This is a genomic window from Candidatus Phycosocius bacilliformis (assembly GCF_003112735.1).
GTDB classification, from domain to species: domain Bacteria; phylum Pseudomonadota; class Alphaproteobacteria; order Caulobacterales; family Aquidulcibacteraceae; genus Aquidulcibacter; species Aquidulcibacter bacilliformis.
Window position 1 is genome coordinate 37692 of record NZ_BFBR01000005.1, and the last position, 18652, is coordinate 56343.

An 18652-nucleotide genomic window follows, 5' to 3' on the forward strand; every position below is an offset into this window, starting at 1 on the left:
CATGACCCTAATGGCAAAAGACCCAAGTGACTTGGTCGATCAATTGACGATGCTGACGCGCCGCTTGGCGGATCTGGCCGAACGGCAAGCGGCCCTGTTTGAGGCCAGCCGCTTTCTGGAAGCGCAGAATCTGAATGAGGAATCAGCCCGATTGGCCAATGTCTATGCGCTGGAAAGCCGCCGCATCGCTCAAGAACCCCATATGTTTGAGGATGTGCCGGCCGAACTAAAAGCCAAGCTCACAACTGAAACCCGCCGCTTTAAAGCGGCTATGGAGGCCCATGAGCGGGCCTTGAACCGCCAGCGTGCCTTGGCTGAAGGACTTGTGCGCGCGATTGCTGAGGAAGCCGTCGCTGCCCGCCCGAACCCGGTCGCCTATGGCCCTGGTGCACAAGCCCGCCGCGATACCAGCGCGATTGCACTCGACCGCCGCGCCTAAGGCTGTTTTCAGCCTCATGTGTTGGCAAGCAAGCCCGTCCCGCGTTCGCCTAGTGGTGTTTCGATGACACCTTCGCGCGCAATCCGGCAAACAAAAAGGCCGCCCTTCGGGGCGGCCTTTCTCATGATGGCTTAGATCAGCCGATCAATGTTCGACGTTGCGCCACACCGAGCGATACGAGAACCACAGGAGGATGGTGAGGATCAACAGGAAGATCATCACGCCAAAGCCGGTGATTTTACGCTCTGTCTGGTGGGGTTCTGAGGCCCAAGTCAGGAAGGCCACAACGTCATGGGACATTTGGTCAACCGTTGGCTTGATGCCCTTGTTTTCAGGCGTATCAGCATAGGTCACTTGCTCATCGACGATGGGCGGGCCCATGGCGATCACACCGCCTGGCATATAGGGGTTGTAATGCTTGCCCTCGGGGATCTGCTTGCCCGCTGGCGGGGTTTGATCATAGCCCGTCAGCAGCGAGTAGATATAGCTGCCACCATTGTGACGGGCCTTGACGAGGACCGACATGTCCGGTGGCACGGCCCCGCCGTTGGCGGCAGCGGCCTGCGCGCGGTTTTCGAATGGGGCGATGAACCGATCCGACGGCAGAGCTGGCCGCTCTTCCTCATTGCCTTCCGCATCCACCGACTTGACGGTGTAGCTGGCAGCAATCGCCTTCACGACAGGGTTGTCGTTCGGATTGGGATATTTGGGATCATAGAACGGACCGTGCTTATCGCCCAGATTGCGATAATGCAGCAAGTTCATCGAATGGCAGCTGGAGCAGACTTCCTTGTAAACTTGGAAGCCGCGTTGCAGCTGTGCCCGGTCGAAGCGCCCAAACGGGCCTTCCCACGAACCATTCACAGGACGGGGATGCTTGACCTCACCGGCAGCTTGGGCGCTGCCGGCGACGACCACGACCGAGACCAGTCCGAGGACCCCGGCAACAAGGCGGCGTGCGAAAGTTGGTTTCATAACAGATTTCCTCATTCCGCCGGTACGGCAACAGCAGAGGTCCCTGCCGACTTTTTGTGCGATTGCAAAATGGAATCGGCAATCGAGGCAGGTGGGGTTTGGGGCTTCTCGATCACGCCCAATACAGGCAGAATGACCAAGAAATAGGCGAAATAGAAGATCGTGCAGATCAACGAGATCACCGTCCAGGGTGGCTCAGCCGGCATGGCACCGCACACGCCCAGCATCAAGAAGTTCAGCACAAACACAATCCACCACAGACGGGCGATCGGGCGATAGCGCATGGACTTGATCTTGGAGGTGTCGAGCCAAGGCAGGGCAAACAGGATCAGGATCGCACCACCCATCGCGATCACGCCGCCAAACTTGGCATCGATGATCAGGATGTCGAAGGTGATGGCCCGCAGGATCGCGTAGAAGGGCAACAAATACCATTCAGGCACGATGTGGGACGGGGTCACCTGATTGTTGGCGGGGATGTAATTGTCTGGGTGACCCAATGTATTGGGACCAAAGAAGACAAAGCCTGCGAAAATCATCAAGAAGACGCAGATCGCAAACGCATCCTTCACCGTGTAATAGGGGTGGAAGGGCACGGTCTCTTTCTTCACGTCCTGCACTTCAACACCGGTTGGGTTGTTGTTGCCGGGTACGTGCAATGCCCAGATGTGGAGAACCACGACCCCGGCAATCACGAATGGCAACAGATAATGCAGGGAGAAGAAGCGGTTCAGCGTGGCATTATCGACCGCAAAGCCACCCAAGAGCCACGTCTTGATCGAGTCGCCCACAAACGGCACCGCACCCACGATATTGGTGATCACGGTTGCGCCCCACAACGACATCTGTCCCCATGGCAACACATAGCCCATGAAGGCGGTGATGATCATCAACAAGAAGATGATCACGCCCAGACCCCACAGGATTTCGCGGGGGGCCTTGTAGGAGCCGTAATAGAGGCCGCGGAAGATGTGGATATAGACGGCGAGGAAGAACATGCTGGCCCCATTGGAGTGCATGTAACGGATCAGCCAGCCGCCATTAACGTCGCGCATGATCCGCTCAACCGAGTTAAACGCATGATCAATGTGCGGCACATAATGCATGGCCAGGATGATGCCGGTGATGATCTGGCTGGCCAGACACACCGCGAGAATACCGCCGAATGTGTACCAATAATTCAGGTTCTTCGGGGTTGGGAAATCCACCAGCGTGTCATTCATAAACCGCACGATGGGCAGCCGGGTGTCGAGCCACTTTTCGAGGCCGGACTTGGGCACATAGCTTGAAGGTCCACTCATGTTCGTATCATCCAATCTTGACGATGGTGTCGCCGGTATAGACGTAGGGTGGGATATGCAGGTTCTTCGGCGCAGGACCCTTCCGGATACGCCCGGCCGTGTCGTAATGCGACCCATGGCAGGGGCAGAACCAGCCGTCATATTCACCGATATAGCCCGGCTCACTCACACCAACTGGGATACAGCCCAAATGGGTGCAATTGGCTTCCATGATCAGATATTCGGGCTTGCCGGGTTTGCCGTCGGACTGCAGCGTCCGTTCCGCGTCAGTTTGAGGATCTTTCAGATTGGCTGAATCATCCTTGACGCCCTTGGCAATCTCTTCCTTGGTGCGGTGACGCACGAAGAGCGGCTTGCCGCGCCACATGATCTTGGCCTGCGAGCCCTCTGCCACCTTGGACACATCATATTCGATTGAGGCCAAAGCGCGTGTATCCGCAGCTGGGTTCATCTGGTTGATCAGGGGCCAAGCCAGCATGGCGGCACCGCCAGCTGCCACTGCCCCGGTGGCGACATGGATCATGTCGCGCCGTGTTGGTTCTCCGGCTGCGCCGGTTTCATCATGATTGGTGCCTGACACCTTGCTACTCCCGCATTCACACACGTCCAAAACTCGGTTACCGCTATAGCTAGGGCAATCTCGCCTGATGAACGTGCGACGGAACGCCGCATCCCGCGGCACCCCCTCCAAAGAATGGGTTGCATAACGTGCGCCTTGCTCTCTTTCAACCGGATATCGCGCCAAATCTTGGTGCGGCAATTCGCCTGACCGCCTGCCTTGGTGTTGGGCTTGATGTGATAGAACCTTGCGGATTTCCTTTATCTGACAAGACGTTAAAGCGCGCAGCGCTGGATTATGGCACGCAGTGTGACCTCAAGCGCCATGACAGTTTTGCTGCTTTTGCAACCAGCCTACGGGCAGGAAATAGCAGGATTGTGTTGATTGAGACCGAGGGAGCCACTGCTTTGATGGACTTCGCCTTTCACGACAATGATGTTCTGATGCTGGGGCGTGAAACAGAAGGGACACCTGTTGATGTCATGTCGGCTTGTCATGCCTGCGTCCGCATCCCGATGGCGGCGGGGATCCGCTCGCTCAATGTGGTCACTGCCGGGGCAATTGCCCTCACCGAGGCCATGCGACAAACTGGCCGATGGGCGGGGCTGGCTTAGCGTTGTAGGGAGGCCATGTCGGCCTCTGGGAGAGACCGCGTTTCGCCAATTGCGCCGGAAAAAGGCTGACAGATCAAGACGAGGGCAGCATGAGTGACCTAGAAGACCGCAAAACAGTAGCCAGGGCCTGGTTTGAATCCCTGCGCGACCAAATCATGGCTGCCTTTGAGAAGCTCGAAGACGACGCAGACCCAGCACTCTATCCGGGCAGTCCGGGTCGGTTTGTGCGCACACCTTGGACCCGCAAAGAGGCCAATGGTGGTGGGGGTGTAATGGGGATCATGCGCGGCCGCCTGTTTGAAAAGGTCGGTGTCCATGTCTCCACCGTGATGGGGAGCTTCCCACCTGACTATGCCAAGACGATTCCCGGTGCTGCGGAGGATCCCCGCTTCTGGGCGTCCGGCATCAGCCTGATCGCCCATATGACCAATCCGCGCGTGCCAGCTGTGCATATGAACACCCGCATGTTGGCCACAACCGAGACGTGGTTTGGGGGCGGGGCCGACTTAACCCCCTTGATGGACTACCAGCGCACAGAGGATTTTCCCGATACGATTACCTTCCACGCGTCGATGAAACAGGCCTGTGACGCCCACGACCCCAGCTATTATGCCAAGTTCAAGGACTGGTGTGACACCTATTTCTATTTGCCGCATCGCGAAGAACCCCGCGGCATCGGCGGGATTTTCTATGACCATCATAATTCAGGCAATTGGGACAAGGATTTTGCCTTCACCCAGGATGTCGGTCGTGCGTTTTTGGATGTATATCCCCGAATCGTTCGCGGTCGCATGAACGAAACCTGGACCGAGGCAGAACGTGAAGCCCAATTGATCCAGCGCGGCCGCTATGTGGAGTATAATCTGCTCTATGATCGGGGGACCACATTTGGCCTCAAGACCGGCGGCAATGTGGAAAGCATCCTGTCGTCCATGCCACCCATCGTTAAATGGCCCTGAGCAAAGGCCGGACATTTGCGATGTCCTGACAAGGCCAACTCGGTTGGCGGGGCTGGCCATTTCAGGCTAAACCCCGCCCATGACCTTGCCTCGATTGACTTTTCTGCCCCTCCTCCTGGTCCTTATCCCTGCAGGTGCCCTCGCCACGGGAGCAATTCCTGATGGACAAGCCAGCCCGCCTGCCCCAGCGCAGGCGGCCCTTGCCTGTTCAAAACCGGGTGAACGATTGACGGGTGCCGCCCTGCGCCAGCGCCTGATCGTCCAAGCAGGCCTGCCGCTCAATGAGGCTGTTCTTGCCGCACTCGAAGGTCGCTCTCTGGGCGCTTTAGCCGATCAAAGCAGCGACCCCGCCTTGACGCGACTGATGGCAGATGCCGAAGCCCTCTTGGCCCAGCCGGGGGTCAGTGGGGGTCAAGAGGCCAGCACCCCTCCGACAAATCGGCGCGCCCAAGCGACGGCTTTTCTCAATGGGGTAACAGAGGGCATTGGTCTAACCTGTCCGGCACCAACGCTGCCTGCTGCCCCGCCGGTCTTGGCTGAAACCGTTGTCCTTCCCGCCAAACCTGCCCATCACAGCCGCCACGACCGGCCACCGCGCCGAGGCTGGATCTTGGCCGATAGCAAGGATGATTTCATCAAGCCAGCACGCGAACGCGCCTTTGCCACCCTCGGTTTTGAGGAAGACAAGGCCGCTGATACGCGTTTACTCAATGCCAGTCTGGCCCTCGCGCTGGACCCGCTCTTGCTTGGCAAGCCCAGTTCTTCAACCGAATTACGCTGGACGCCCTTTATACAATATAATCGGCGTGCGGCCCGGTCCGGGCGCGAAGAGGTCAATGACCTCACTTTGGGAACAAGCTTTATCTTCCGCAATCCCGATCAAGTTGGTCGGGCGGTCGGCTTTGGGTCTGCCGCCTTCCAAACCGATGATACCGGCCAAGCTGCGGTATGGGTTGCAGATGCGCTGATCGACTTTCCCCGTCTGCGCCCCTGCACGCGCCGGAGTTTTCAAGGCTGGCGCATGCGCTGCAATCTGTCTGTCGTTCTCGACTTTGCCTCGGTGGAAGACCCTGGTGAAAGCCAAAAGCTGGCAGAACTCGATACATATTTTCGCGGTGGCCTCAATCTCGGCCTTAGCGGGGAGCAAAAGTTCAGCTTTGGCGTGGTCGTGATTTCGAGCAGTTTTAATGGGCGCTATGATTTGATCACCGGGGATGCGTCAGGTGGGTTATTTTCCATCGGGGCGGGCTTGCGCGCCTCAGAAGGCAGCAACCTGTCGCTCGAGGCCCGCTACACGCGCGGCACCACGATCAACAGCTTGGTGGATGTCGACAAGATAACGCTAAGGCTGGGCTATCGGCTTTAATAGGCCGCGGTCTGATAGACCTTGTGAATGTCGCCCTGCCAGGCCCCGTGATACTGCTCCAACAATCGTTGGGCCGGGGTGATGCCGCTGGCAGCAATCTCGTCGAGCTCACTCAAGAAGCCTGTTTCATCATCGCCAGAGGCATTCAGCTTGGCCCGTGCCCGCAGACCCTCCCGCGCAATTGTCAAAACGTCCTTGGCCACATCTTGCGCGCTACGCCCACGCACGGGGGCCTTGAGGCCGAGGAAAGGCACCGCGCGGCGCAGACTTTCACGATCTTCCGCTGTCCAATCCTTGACCAATTCAAGGGCGGCTTCGGTCGCAGCATCATCATAGAGCAGACCGACAAACAGAGCCGGCAGCGCGCACAAGCGCGACCAAGGCCCGGCATCGGCTCCCCGCATTTCCAAGTAGGTCTTAAGCCGCACTTCGGGGAAGCAGGTGGTTAGGTGATCTTCCCAATCTTTTTTGGTTGGCTTTTGGCCCGGCAATTCAGGCAGACGACCGGCCATGAAGTCACGGAAGGATCGACCCGCCAGATTGAGATACACCCCGTCGCGCTTGGCAAAATACATCGGAACGTCAAGCGCCCATTGCGCATAGCGGGCAAAGCCCATCCCGGGCTCAAACACGAATGGCAGCATACCCGTCCGGTCAGGGTCAGTATCGCTCCACACATGAGCGCGATAGCTCAAGAAGCCATTGGGACGTCCTTCCGCAAAGGGCGAATTGGCAAACAAGGCTGTCGCGATGGGTTGCAAGGCCAAGGAGGCCCGAAACTTCTTGACCATGTCGGCTTCAGAAGCAAAATCCAGATTGGTCTGCACCGTGCAGGATCGGAACATCATCTGCCGCCCTAAACGGCCGACTTTGGGCATATAATCCCGCATGATCTTATAGCGGCCCTTGGGCATCAATGGCACATCCTCAAGGCTGTGCAGCGGATTGAAACCCAAACCCAAAAAGCCGATGTTCAAACGGTCTGCGACGGTGCGCACATCGGCCAAATGCCCGCCGACTTCGGTACACGTCTGGTGCAGATGCTCCAGCGGTGCACCGGACAGCTCAAACTGGCCACCTGGCTCCAATGTGATTGAGGCCATGCCCTGCTTCAGGCCGATGATCGCCTCACCTTCATAGATACCATCCCAGCCCGAAAGCGCCTTCATGCCCTCCAAAAGCGCGCGCACCCCAACCTCACCCTCATAGGGGACTGGCGCATGCGTGCCATGATAAAAACCAAACTTTTCATGCTCGGTCCCGATCTTCCACTCAGATTTCGGTTTGGGACCGGGCTCGAAATAGGCGAGCAGATCCTCAAAAGTCTCTAGCGGGCGGGATTGGTCTTCTGCTTCGGCCATGCAATCGGGTCTCTCATGACGCGTGTGTCACGCGCCTGTGAGTTAGGATGCGTTCATGACAGGCGCAAGAAGCACCTCCGGATTTTCACCCGTTTAAGCTGTCAACTGATGTGCAAAATGGTGGTTTACGTCGCGATGCTTGGCTTCATCGGCTCGAACGGCCAGCACCACCTCACGGAGGCGGGCATCGGGTTGGAGGCCCCAATAGTCGATGGCCAAAGCCGGGGCCGGCACATTTTCAATGCGACCAGCATCAATTTCCGCAAGATACGCAGTGTAACTGAAGACGGCCTCTTCCTCGAAATAGCCAACCATGCGGTGGGCGGTGCGCGGGAAAAAGAGGTAGAGCCAGAAAAAGGCGTTGAAGAAAACCCCTTGCGCCAACAGGATCAGCAGACGTTCCAGCCAATTGGGTTTGGCGATGGCCACAAAAGTCATCAGATGCATGCGTTCATTCTGGGATTCTTCCAATAGGGTCTGGATCCAGCCATGGTCATCCTCCATCCGCCGCAAGCTGCGCATATGCACCAGCATGCCGGCCACCATGCCAGGCACCGCGGCCACTGTCTCCAGCACCACAGCGCGGTGGCCATAGCGTTTGGCGAAGAAGCGATCGGCCAAAAAACGCAAGAAACGGGTCAATCCCAAGGCAACTCGGTCGGACAAATCCTGCGGGGTCTGGTGAAACGCCAGCGGATTGGTTGCTTCGTGGGGATTGCCGGACGCGGTGGTCATTGTCATCTCCTGTGCGCGGTCGCCGCCGGATGTGGCGCGGTCTAGACAAGACGTGGGGCGGCGATCGCAAATAAGAATGCGACGCAATGTCGCTGCCCCCTCGCCCGTGTTAGGACCAATCGCCCCACAGACTTTGGATTAATGCGAGACCCGCAAATGTGGCAGTATCGGCGCGCAGAATGCGGGGGCCCAGATGCACGGCTCGGACGTGCGGATGGGCGCGCAGGCGGGTGCGCTCTGATGGGGTAAACCCACCTTCCGGCCCGGTGAGTAAGGCCAGACCACTGGGCCGATCAGTCAATGCCTGTGCAACTGGAACAGCCTCGCCCGCCTCATCGGCAAACAGCACCACCTGGCCCGCAGCAAGCCGATCAAGCCGATCAAATAAGGAGATTGGCTCGTGGATCTCTGGCACATTGAGGGTGCCGCATTGTTCAGCGGCCTCTGCCGCCCGCGCGCGCAAGCGCTCCAGATTGAGTTTGCGCACGATGGTGCGATCACTCACCACCGGGCAGATCCGCGCCACGCCGAGTTCAGTTGCCTTTTCGACGATCATATCGGTGCGGTCACCCTTGATTGGGGCAAACCATAATTCGAGCTTGACCATCGCAGGCTGGGGACGGAGCAACCGGTCACATTGTGCAATGGCTGTCTTTTTGCCGATCTGGGTCAGCCGAGCTTGCCATTCCCCATCGCGGCCATTGAAAAGCAGGATTTCCGCCCCCACGCCTAAGCGCAGTACATGGGCAAGATAGTGGGTCTGCCCGGCGTCGAGCGCAATTTCGCCTTCTGCAGTCAGCTCGGCTTGCACATAAAGGCGTTGGCTCGGTTTCATGACCCCTTTCTGGCGAGCCCTCTTGCGGACTTCAAGCCCCAAGGTGCACAGTCAATTTCCAACCCAAGAGGTGCAGCATGGCCCGCAACACCAAGACCAGCTCGGCGACAAAATTATCGGAAGAGGCGTTTCTGGAACGCCTTGAACCCTTACAAATTGCCATGGTGAAGACCCAACAATGGTTGATGGACCAAGGGATCAAGGTGCTGATCGTGTTTGAAGGTCGCGATGCGGCAGGCAAGGATGGTTCGATCAAGCGCTTGGTTGAACATATGAGCGCGCGCGCGACCCGCGTGGTGGCTTTGCCCAAACCCTCCGACCGGGAAAAGAGCCAATGGCATTTTCAACGCTATACGGCCCATTTGCCGGCGGCCGGTGAAGTCGTGATCTTCAACCGCTCTTGGTATAATCGGGGGGGAGTGGAACCGGTTATGGGCTTTTGCACACCCGAGGAACATGCCGATTTTCTGCGCGATGTGGTGCCTTTTGAAACCATGCTGCATGAATCAGGCACCCGCATCATCAAGCTCTGGCTCGACATCAGCCGGGAGGAACAGGCCAAGCGGCTGGAAGAACGTCGGTCCGACCCCCTGTCACAATTGAAGATCAGCCCGCTTGATGCTGTTGCTCAAGAAAAATGGGACGATTATTCCGCGGCCCGCAATCAGATGCTGACCCACACACATTCGGCACGTACGCCGTGGGTATGCGTCCGGGCTGATTCCAAAAAGCATGCCCGACTGGCAATCATGGCTCATATCCTGCGAGAGCTGGCCTGTCCGAACCTGACCAAGCCAATTGCCGCGCCATCCCCTGACCTGTTGTTCAAATTCACCCCCAAAGCAATCAAGGATGGCCGCTTGGCCGTGTGAGGCCACCGCACGCCCTGATGGGTCCACCCGAAAAGGGCGCGCGAGCCTGCTCTGACCGGTCGGCAAAGCCCTGTTTGCCGGGCAGGAGCCTGCCCTTACCCCGCGCACTTTGTGACGCGGGCGTGATGGCGTCCGCGAGCCGTCAGTGCCCCTTTAATTCCGCTTCAGCTCCTCCGGCACAAGGTCATTCAGGATCGCTGGCAAGGCAGAGACAATATCCCCGGCGATCAGGCCGGGTCCGATACGATTGGCCGCGCTCGCCTGCAACCAGACGGCCGCGCAGGCTGCGTCAAAGCCTGCCATGCCTTGGGCCAACAGGCCGCCGATCAGGCCCGCCAGCACATCACCTGTTCCCGCGCTGGCACAAAAAGGCGTCGCCAGATCGGAGAATGCGAGGTCACCCTCTGGTGTGGCCACCCAGGTCACGGCCCCCTTATGCACCACGATGACGTTTAAGGCTTGGGCGAGCGCCAAGCTCACCTCCGCCTTTTTGTCAGGCGCATAATCACCGGCAAGGCGCTCAAACTCACCCGCATGCGGGGTTATGATGGTGGGCGCCGTGCGGGCACGGACGGCCTGCCACAAATCACCCTCAGGTCCAGTTCGACCCAATAATGTCAGGGCATCAGCATCCAGCACCAGCGGCTTGGCAAAGCCGGTCACCAGATCAAGAACATCCCCGGCATGTGCCTCAGAAAGGCCAAAGGCGGGGCCCAGCACGCAGGCGTCAAATCCCTCACAAAGGTCAGATAATTGTGCCCCTGCACGACGCTCCAGGATCAAACGCTCGGTCTCATGGCAGGCCAGTATGACGGCAGCCTCAGGCGCGGCAATCAAGCTGACCCACCCGGCCCCCACCCGGTGCCCCGCCGCCGCAGCAAGGCGTGCTGCCCCGGTTTGCAACGGGCCGCCGCAAATCACCGCAAGCCGGCCGCGATTGTGTTTGTGACTGTCTGGGCCGGGCCATGGTATCGCCAGAGCCGCTGCTTTGGAGATGCTGTTGGCCCCTTCTGTCATGGGTGCCTCACCGGGTCCGTTCAAGCTCAACGCCCGAACAGGCAGCCCCTGGTACCGCGCCGGGTTTTTCGACCCGCAGCTTGACTTTGACGATGCGCGCATCGCCCAACACGGCTTCACAGACTTTTTCGGCAAAGGTCTCAATCAGATGCAGATGTTCGCCTGACGCCACCGCCCGCACATGGGCGACCAAGGCATCATAATCGACCGTCTCGGCCAAAGCATCGCTGCCGACACGGACGGCAGGATCAATCTCAACCTCCAGATCGACCACCAAAGGCCGCCTGCGCCCCTTTTCATGGGCGTAGACGCCGCATTCAGCCTCAACCATCAAGCTCTTGACGAAAATGCGCGTGCTGACGGCCTTGGTGCTCGAGGGCTTGTCAGTGCGCGTGGCAGATGGGCGCGTCGGGCGCCGGATCATGTGACCGGGCCGCATAACGACACCCAATTCGCTTGGACCTGAAGACTTCATTCGGTGATCCCATCCACGTCCGGGGTGCGCCAGATCAGGCTTTGCCCGCCATCAACCGCCACGATTTGGCCTGTGATGGCACGGGCTTGCAACAGATAAACCACAGCATCAACCACCTCAGCCACCGGGCTGCCGGTGCCCAACAGCGTGGCATCAACTTGCTTTTGGAAATCTTCTTCCGATTGGCGGATATTGCGCGCAGTTGGCCCCGGGGCCACCCCATTGACCCGCACATTGGGTGCCAAACTCTGGGCCAGCGTATGGGTGGCAGTTGCCAAAGCAGCCTTGGACAGGGTGTAGGTGAAGAATTGCGGGGTCAGTTTATTGATCCGCTGGTCAATCACATTCACCACCGAACCGTGCAGGCCAACTGGCAAGGCGGCGGCCATATTACGCGCCAATTCACACGGCGCACGGACATGAACGTCAAAATGACGGTCCCAGCTTGTGCGGGTGAAGTCGTGCGCCTCATCGCCTTCGAAGATGGAGGCATTGTTGATGAGGCCCGTGATGGGCAGGCCGGACACCTCTGCCGCCGCCGCGATCAATCCTGCAACATCAGCCTCAACCAAGAGATTGGCTGCAACTGCCCACGCCCTTCCCCCTGCTGCCACCAATTGATCAGCATTTGCCTGAGCCTCATCGCGCGAGCGATTGGCATGCAACACAACGGCATAGCCGTCGCGGGCCAGACGTTCCGCCAATGCCAGTCCCAAACGCTGCCCGGCCCCGGTCACCAGCACCGCCCCGCTTCGAAGGTCAAGTTTATTCACATGATTTTGCATCCCCCAGACTTAGGCCAAACAACCCCGCCGGGAAAGGCTCTCGCCTGTGACCAGCCCGGCATTTTCGGCTTAGCCAGCCTGAGCAGGTCAAAAAGGTTCCTTGACCGCTGGTAAGGATAACAGTCAACGCGAGGCTGCAAGTTTAGCTTCAAAGAAGGAACATAAAGATTTAAGGATTACCAACGAGAAATAATTACCTTAAATGTTCAACTTCAACCGGCGGATTCTTCATGGATTACTTGCGCACCTTGGATGAGATGATTTCCCATCTTCCCCAATGCGTCATTGTGCGAGCGCGTCAGGAAATTCTGTTTGCTAACAAGATGGCAGCCCAAACCTTTGGGTTTGCCACGCCGCGCGACATGACTGCGTGGTCCGACGTATCCGCGCTTTTGGGCAACTGGGAACCGGCAGCTGATTCTGAGGGTCGCCGCCTAGCCTATTTCACGACCGCCCAAGGCGATTTGTTCATGGCCGACATTATTGAGCGTGCCCTCGACTTTCGTGGCCAACCAGCGGTGCAAATCACATTCATTGGTCCCGATCTGAAAGCCGATCGATTGCGAGATGAGCGGTTGTTGATCGAGCGTTATGGGCTGGCGTTACGCCAATCGGGCGTCGGCATCTGGGATCACGACCGTCACGCGGACAAGCATTATTTCTCACCCACGTGTCGCGAGATTCTCGGCATCCAGGCCGATGACAAGCGCGGCTATCTCAATCTGTTTGAGGACTTGATCTATCCAGATGACCGCCAAATGGTGCGGGCCGCTTGCGGTCGGGCGTTCAGCGAACGTGCGACCTATCATGCTCAATTCCGCATCTTACGCGGGGGCGGCGATGTGCGTTGGATCAGCGCAAGCGGCAATAGTTTGCATGATCGGGATGGTTTGGTCACGCGGCTGGCCGGGGTGATGATTGACATTACCGAACACAAACAGCGCGAACGAGAACTGCATGAGGCGCGCAAAACCGCTTTGGCCGGCCTTGAAGCCAAAAGTCGCTTTGTCTCAGGCCTGTCCCACGAATTCCGGACCCCGATTCACGCGCTCATGGCCTTGCCGCGTCTGATGCGTCAGCAAGCCATCCGACCGGAATTGGCTGATCTGGTTGAGGCGTCTGAACTGGCGGGTGAACATTTGCTTGCCTTGGTCGATTCGGCCCTCGATTTGTCTGGTATCGAATCAGGCTCGATTGAGATCCACACTGGACCATTTGCCTTGGCAGACAGCTGTCAGCGGGTTTGTGAGGCGATGCGGCCGCGTCTGCGCACGGGTCAAATGGACATAGAATTGGTGATCGACCCAATGGCCCGGGCCAATTTCTTAGGTGATGAAAAGCAATTTAGCCGGACGTTGCTGGCGATGCTGCGACATGCCATCACCCGCAGCGGGCCGGGAGTTATGCGGCTGAAACTCAGCGCGGGGGAAAATGGCCACGGCGTCTTGATCATCTTGGAGGATGTCGGCGCACCTTATGCCAGCATCGATGCCCGTATTCTGTTTGAACCCTTCTCCAGCATTCAAACGCCAGATAATCCCATTCGCCAATCCAATGGCATCGACTTGCCCTTGGCCCGCAAACTGGCCCGCGCCATGGGCGGCGATGTGACGATTGCCACGCGTGGGGCCCAATCGGGTAGCTTGCAATTCTATTTGCCGCTGGAACGCGTGGCGGGCGATCTTGATGGTCAGATTGAATTGGTCGAGCAAACACGCCCGCTGCATATCCTCGTGGTGGAAGATAATTTGGTCAATCAGCGGATCATTGCCGTGATCCTTGAACAATTAGGCCATGCCTGCGTCATTGTTCCAGATGGCGTGATGTGTCTTGAAGCCATTACAAAGGCGCGGTTTGACCTGATCCTCATGGATCTGCACATGCCCAATCTGAATGGCTATGACACCACGCGGCGGATACGCGCCCTTGAATCAGAGTTGGTCGAGCAGGATTTTCGGCCTATGCCGATCATTGCCTTGACGGCTGATGCGCGACCCGAAACCCGGCTCGCGGCCATGGACGCAGGTATGACCGGCTTTCTCAACAAGCCGATCTCTATCCCGGAACTTTATGAAGCCTTGGCCCCTATCGCCGCAAATCTGCCCGACGAAGAGGCTGACGTCAGGGCCAATGACTGACCCTCACCAGCTTGATTAGTCGATGCGCTTGAACTCGATGATGTTCAACAAAGCCATAGCGCCAACGGCCAGACCCAAAGCAAGAAGGGCGTACATGGGGTAACTCCTGTGAAAGATGTGCAGCCCCCTTAGACCAGACCGCCTCGAAGGAAAAGTCACAAGCGCGGTAACCAGATGAGACGCTGCCACCCAAATGCAGGCCGATCAAGCAAGCGGCCTGCTAGCCCGCTCCATCAAGTCAGCCTATAGGCGTGGACCATGATCAAGGTCCTGCGCAATCTGGTTTTTCACAATTGGTTTCGGCTCACCCGAGGGGCCACGTTGGGGGTTCGCATCCTGGCCATTGATCAGGCCCGCCGCGTCTGTTTGGTGCGGCACACCTATATCGAGGGCTGGCATCTGCCCGGTGGCGGGGTCGAACGCGGCGAACACACGCTGGAAGCGGCCATCAAAGAAGTAGGAGAAGAAGCCGGCTTAATCGTCGCGCCTGAAAATATGAGCCTGGTGTCGATCCACACCAATTTTGCGGCCTTCAAGGGCGACCATGTGCTGCTCTACCGAGCCCACGCATGGGGCGAATCGCCGACCGACCGGGCCCATGAAATCGCAGAACACGGCTTTTTTCCAATCGATGATTTGCCCGAAGGCACCACACGCGCCACCCGCCAGCGCCTGGCGGAGGCCGATGGCAGTCCTATTTCCCTGACGTGGTAGGGGCCGCACCGGCAGAGGCAGCAGCCTCTGCATCAAGGGCGGCTTGGACTTTCTGATAGAAAATTTGCCGCTCGGCTGGTTCAGGGCCTTCATTGGCGCGGGTCCAATTGGCGTTGGACGCAATCACCAGACGGCGTTTAGGATCAATGAAAATGCCTTGGCCGAAGATACCTTGCGCGGCCACACTGCCATCATCATAGGTCCACCATTGGAAGCCATAGCCCCTGCCGGGTGAACCAATATCCATTTTTTTGGTGGTCGCCTTGGCAAACCAATCGGCTGGCACGACTTGGGTGTCGCCCGCCTTACCACCATTGAGCACGAACAGGCCCATACGCGCATAATCTCGGGTGGCCATTTGCAGACAGCAGCCCGCAATTTCCTGACCCGTCGCATTGAGCAACCAAGTTGCCTGCTGCTCCATGCCGAATGGCTTCCAGATCTTCTCTGACAAATAATCGGCCAGATGCTTGCCAGTGGCCGATGCAACCAAAATCCCGACCAGATTGGTTTCGCCTGTATTATAATGCCAGACGGTGCCGGGAGGATGGGCACGCGGCAGTTTGCGCATATAGCTCGTAGTGGCATCAAGGCCGCCTTCAGGCTTGGCATTGTTGAACTTGGCCACATCGGCGTTGGGATCTTCATAATCCTCATTCCACGCCACACCCGACGACATGGTGAGCAATTGCTCTACCGTCACATCATCATAGGCAGAGCCTTTCAGCCCCGGAACATAGGTGGAAACCTTGTCAGACAGGCTTTTGATATAGCCATCCTGAATAGCTGCCCCCACAAGCGTGGATGTAAAGGATTTGGCGACTGAAAAGCTGGTCCAGCGACCCTGGGCGTCAAAGCCCAGGCCATATTTCTCTAACCGCACTTTGCCGTCTTGTAGGATGACAATGCCGGCAGAACGCTGAGACTGCATAAAGGCGTCAATGCCAGGCACTTCTAAGGGCTTGCCAGCTGGTAAGGGCAAGACATTGGGGCCTGCCTCGACCACACGGCTTTTGGCCAAAAAGGTCAAACGGTCCATGCCCCGAAAAGCTGCATCTCGCTGAGGGATCGACCAGAACAACAAGTCCTTATTGGTTGGCATTTGGGCCAAGATGCCCTTGGTTTCCTTGTCCAGCCCCGAATAGGCCACCACACCACCACCGACGAGCGCAAGCACCACAAGGCCTAAGGCCGGGCCGAGAATCCCCTTTTTCATGTTCGCTCCCTCTCATTTTGGACGGTTTGCCCGCCTCATGTCTTGGCTGGTATTGATGGGTCAGACCGGCTTGCCGCGCACCAGCGCATCATAGGTCGTCACCATATCTTCGCACACACGACCGGGTTGGTAATGTATGCCCGCAATTTCCTTGACGGGGGTCACTTCAGCCGCCGTACCCGTGATGAAACATTCGGCAAACTGGCTAAGTTCGTCGGGCATTATCGTCCGCTCCACCACCTCATACCCCTTGTCGCGGGCCAGACGTATGACCGTCTGGCGGGTGATGCCATTGAGGAAGCAATCGGGCACGGGGGTATGAATCGCCCCGTCTTGCACGAAAAAGATGTTGGCCCCGGTGGCTTCAGCAACATGGCCGCGCCAATCCAACATCAGTGCATCGGCATAACCCTCAGCCTCTGCGGCATGTTTGGAATCGGTGCAGATCATATAAAGGCCCGCAGCCTTGGCTTCGCTGGGTGCAGTCCGCGGATCGGGCCGGCGCCATTTGGCGTGGGTCATGCGAATGCCGCTCATCTTGTCGGCAAAATAATTGCCCCATTCCCAGACGGCCACCGCAGCCCGGATCGAGGTCTGCTGGGCTGAGACACCCATCATTTCGCTGCCCCGCCACATGACCGGACGGATATAGCAATTCTCAAAGCCATTGCGGGCCATCGCCTCGGCCTTGGCCGATTCGATATCGTCTATGGTGAAAGCTGGTTTCATGCCGAGGATTTCAGCCGAGCGGAACAGACGCTGTGTGTGGCGCAGACTCTCAAAGATATGACCATCATAGGCCCGCTCACCCTCGAAGATTGACGAGCCATAATGCAAACCATGGGTCAGGACATGGACCTTCGCGTCGCGCCAAGGCTTGAACTCGCCGTCCATCCAGATCCAGCCGTCGCGATCATCATAGGGTATGAAAGTCATATGTGTTGTGCCTAGTAGGGTGTATAGAAAGTGATGGGCATCACAGTCGTTGGACTTGAACCTGAATGCGATGGGAAGCAATCTCTTGGACCAGCCATGACTGTCAACACCTTACCCAATGCTTTTGCCAGATCAAGCAGCCCCGCCACCGCTGGGCCGCGCCTCTATCTGCGCGAGGATGCCCTTGATCAAGGTGTGGCAAGAGTGTTGCGCGCCGGGGATCGGCTGAAGGCGGTGACCGAAGATGTGCGTCGCCAGCATGATTTGTCCTGGTCGGAGGCGCGTTGCCTGTGCGAGCTTTTGGGCGCTGCCCAACCGGTTATGGTGTTGGCCAATGCCTTGGGATTGAGCAAACAGGCCATGTTGAAAACCTTAGACGCGCTGGAAAGCCGCGCTTTGTTGGTGCGCACACAAGACACGCGCGATGCCCGGCGCCGACTGGTCAGCCTCACCGCACACGGCACGCTCCTCAGCACCGAATTGGCAAGCATTCTGCGAACCTGTCTGGCCAATGCCTATCGCATTGCGGGCAGTGAGGCTGTAGCTGGTTGCGATCAGGTTTTGACCACATTGACAGAAACCCAAGAGCGGGCCGAGCCCCATCCACCCACAGGCAGGCCCCGCTGATGACGCCCGTTCCAACACCTGACAATCCCGCCCATCTGCTTGTCGTCGATGATGATGACCGGATCCGCAGCCTTTTGAAACGCTATCTCAGCGGATTAGGTTATTCGGTGACCATGGCCGCGGATGCAGCCAGTGCGCGCAAACTGATGGACGCACTCACCTTTGACCTGATTGTGCTGGATGTGATGATGCCCGGCGAAGATGGTGTGGCCCTGACCCGCTCCTTGCGCGGCGAACGCGACACCCCCATCATTTTGCTGACAGCATTGGGTGACCCCAGCCACCGGATTGAAGGACTTGCTGCGGGGGCTGATGATTATCTGGCCAAGCCGTTCGAACCCGAAGAATTGGCGCTGCGCGTGGCCGCCATTCTCAAGCGTGCGCGGCCGGCCCCTGCTGCCGATGTGCTTCATCTGGGCGCGGCTAGCTGGAGCACCAGCCGAGATGAGTTGCGACGCGATGGCGTCCTGATCCGACTGACTGATGCCGAGCGTGACTTATTGCGCGCATTTGCGGCCCGCCCGGGTGCAACCATCACACGCGAAGAACTAGCCCGTAAAGCCGGTGTCAGTGTGGATCGCTCTATTGACGTGCAAGTGACCCGGCTGCGGCGCAAGCTCGAAGATGATCCAGCCCAACCTCATTATCTCCAGACCGTGCGCGGGCTGGGATATCGGTTGATGCATGATGCCTAAGGCTAAGCCCCGCATGTGGTCGCCCCAGAATGT

The 18652-nt window shown here is 58.1% G+C and carries 20 protein-coding genes; 9 read left to right on the forward strand and 11 right to left on the reverse strand.

Features of this window, described 5'->3' with window-relative positions:
• Position 1: 1 nt before the first annotated feature.
• Positions 2–439 (forward strand): flagellar basal body protein, encoded by a 438-nt coding sequence (locus PbB2_RS08740; protein WP_133245763.1) that lies wholly within the window; start codon positions 2–4, stop codon positions 437–439.
• A gap of 144 nt (positions 440–583) precedes the next feature.
• On the opposite strand, the gene PbB2_RS08745 is transcribed toward PbB2_RS08740, so the two are convergent.
• From PbB2_RS08745 to petA, 3 genes are read right to left on the reverse strand one after another with little or no spacing between them, the layout of a single operon-like run.
• Entirely contained in the window at positions 584–1414 is an 831-nt protein-coding gene (locus PbB2_RS08745; protein WP_108984948.1) for a cytochrome c1, read from the reverse strand.
• Positions 1415–1425: 11 nt separating this feature from the next.
• Positions 1426–2715: a cytochrome b gene (locus PbB2_RS08750; RefSeq protein WP_108984949.1), complete on the reverse strand. Its 1290-nt coding sequence runs from the start codon at positions 2713–2715 to the stop codon at positions 1426–1428.
• A 7-nt stretch (positions 2716–2722) separates the two neighbouring features.
• Complete coding sequence (petA, locus tag PbB2_RS08755) at positions 2723–3295, reverse strand: ubiquinol-cytochrome c reductase iron-sulfur subunit (protein WP_272949227.1); 573 nt, start codon at positions 3293–3295, stop codon at positions 2723–2725.
• 128 nt (positions 3296–3423) lie between these two features.
• On the opposite strand from petA, the gene PbB2_RS08760 reads away from it, so the two are divergent.
• The 3 genes from PbB2_RS08760 to PbB2_RS08770 all read left to right on the forward strand — a co-directional run bounded on the left by PbB2_RS08760 (position 3424) and on the right by PbB2_RS08770 (position 6213).
• Positions 3424–3888 carry a tRNA (cytidine(34)-2'-O)-methyltransferase gene (locus PbB2_RS08760; RefSeq protein WP_108984950.1) on the forward strand — a complete coding sequence of 155 codons (465 nt, stop codon included), beginning with the start codon at positions 3424–3426 and terminating at the stop codon, positions 3886–3888.
• 89 nt (positions 3889–3977) lie between these two features.
• Positions 3978–4847, forward strand: a complete 870-nt coding sequence (hemF, locus tag PbB2_RS08765) for an oxygen-dependent coproporphyrinogen oxidase (RefSeq protein WP_108984951.1) — start codon at positions 3978–3980, stop codon at positions 4845–4847.
• A gap of 79 nt (positions 4848–4926) precedes the next feature.
• Complete coding sequence (locus PbB2_RS08770) at positions 4927–6213, forward strand: hypothetical protein (RefSeq protein ID WP_108984952.1); 1287 nt, start codon at positions 4927–4929, stop codon at positions 6211–6213.
• On the opposite strand, the gene PbB2_RS08775 is transcribed toward PbB2_RS08770, so the two are convergent.
• From PbB2_RS08775 to PbB2_RS08785, 3 genes are all read right to left on the reverse strand, one after another.
• Entirely contained in the window at positions 6210–7574 is a 1365-nt protein-coding gene (locus PbB2_RS08775) for a glutamate--cysteine ligase (protein WP_108984953.1), read from the reverse strand. The genes PbB2_RS08770 and PbB2_RS08775 overlap by 4 nt on opposite strands.
• A 93-nt stretch (positions 7575–7667) precedes the next feature.
• Entirely contained in the window at positions 7668–8309 is a 642-nt protein-coding gene (locus tag PbB2_RS08780; protein ID WP_108984954.1) for an alternative oxidase, read from the reverse strand.
• Between the two features lie 109 nt (positions 8310–8418).
• Complete coding sequence (locus PbB2_RS08785) at positions 8419–9144, reverse strand: 16S rRNA (uracil(1498)-N(3))-methyltransferase (protein ID WP_108984955.1); 726 nt, start codon at positions 9142–9144, stop codon at positions 8419–8421.
• 77 nt (positions 9145–9221) lie between these two features.
• On the opposite strand from PbB2_RS08785, the gene ppk2 reads away from it, so the two are divergent.
• Positions 9222–10016 carry a polyphosphate kinase 2 gene (gene ppk2, locus PbB2_RS08790; RefSeq protein WP_108984956.1) on the forward strand — a complete coding sequence of 265 codons (795 nt, stop codon included), beginning with the start codon at positions 9222–9224 and terminating at the stop codon, positions 10014–10016.
• Positions 10017–10169: 153 nt separating this feature from the next.
• On the opposite strand, the gene PbB2_RS08795 is transcribed toward ppk2, so the two are convergent.
• Genes PbB2_RS08795 through PbB2_RS08805 form a run of 3 tightly spaced genes read right to left on the reverse strand, consistent with a single transcriptional unit; the run spans position 10170 to position 12293 of the window.
• On the reverse strand, positions 10170–11033 hold the full coding sequence (locus tag PbB2_RS08795; RefSeq protein WP_192576255.1) for an NAD(P)H-hydrate dehydratase: 864 nt from the start codon (positions 11031–11033) through the stop codon (positions 10170–10172).
• Positions 11034–11040: 7 nt separating this feature from the next.
• Complete coding sequence (gene folB, locus PbB2_RS08800) at positions 11041–11508, reverse strand: dihydroneopterin aldolase (protein ID WP_108984958.1); 468 nt, start codon at positions 11506–11508, stop codon at positions 11041–11043.
• Positions 11505–12293, reverse strand: coding sequence for an SDR family oxidoreductase (locus PbB2_RS08805; RefSeq protein WP_108984959.1), 789 nt, complete (start codon positions 12291–12293; stop codon positions 11505–11507). Before PbB2_RS08805 ends, folB begins: the two co-directional genes overlap by 4 nt.
• A gap of 230 nt (positions 12294–12523) precedes the next feature.
• Between PbB2_RS08805 and PbB2_RS08810 the strand changes: the two genes are divergently transcribed.
• Positions 12524–14431, forward strand: coding sequence for a PAS domain-containing hybrid sensor histidine kinase/response regulator (locus PbB2_RS08810; protein ID WP_108984960.1), 1908 nt, complete (start codon positions 12524–12526; stop codon positions 14429–14431).
• A gap of 258 nt (positions 14432–14689) precedes the next feature.
• Complete coding sequence (locus tag PbB2_RS08815) at positions 14690–15145, forward strand: NUDIX domain-containing protein (RefSeq protein WP_108984961.1); 456 nt, start codon at positions 14690–14692, stop codon at positions 15143–15145.
• On the opposite strand, the gene PbB2_RS08820 is transcribed toward PbB2_RS08815, so the two are convergent.
• Entirely contained in the window at positions 15126–16361 is a 1236-nt protein-coding gene (locus PbB2_RS08820) for a serine hydrolase domain-containing protein (protein WP_108984962.1), read from the reverse strand. The two genes, PbB2_RS08815 and PbB2_RS08820, sit on opposite strands and share 20 nt — an antisense overlap.
• A gap of 60 nt (positions 16362–16421) precedes the next feature.
• Positions 16422–17297: a branched-chain amino acid aminotransferase gene (locus PbB2_RS08825; RefSeq protein WP_108984963.1), complete on the reverse strand. Its 876-nt coding sequence runs from the start codon at positions 17295–17297 to the stop codon at positions 16422–16424.
• Positions 17298–17393: 96 nt separating this feature from the next.
• Between PbB2_RS08825 and PbB2_RS08830 the strand changes: the two genes are divergently transcribed.
• Together PbB2_RS08830 and PbB2_RS08835 are read left to right on the forward strand one after the other, a co-directional pair.
• Complete coding sequence (locus tag PbB2_RS08830) at positions 17394–17924, forward strand: MarR family winged helix-turn-helix transcriptional regulator (RefSeq protein ID WP_192576256.1); 531 nt, start codon at positions 17394–17396, stop codon at positions 17922–17924.
• Positions 17924–18619, forward strand: coding sequence for a response regulator (locus tag PbB2_RS08835; RefSeq protein WP_108984965.1), 696 nt, complete (start codon positions 17924–17926; stop codon positions 18617–18619). Before PbB2_RS08830 ends, PbB2_RS08835 begins: the two co-directional genes overlap by 1 nt.
• The last annotated feature ends 33 nt before the right edge of the window (positions 18620–18652 follow it).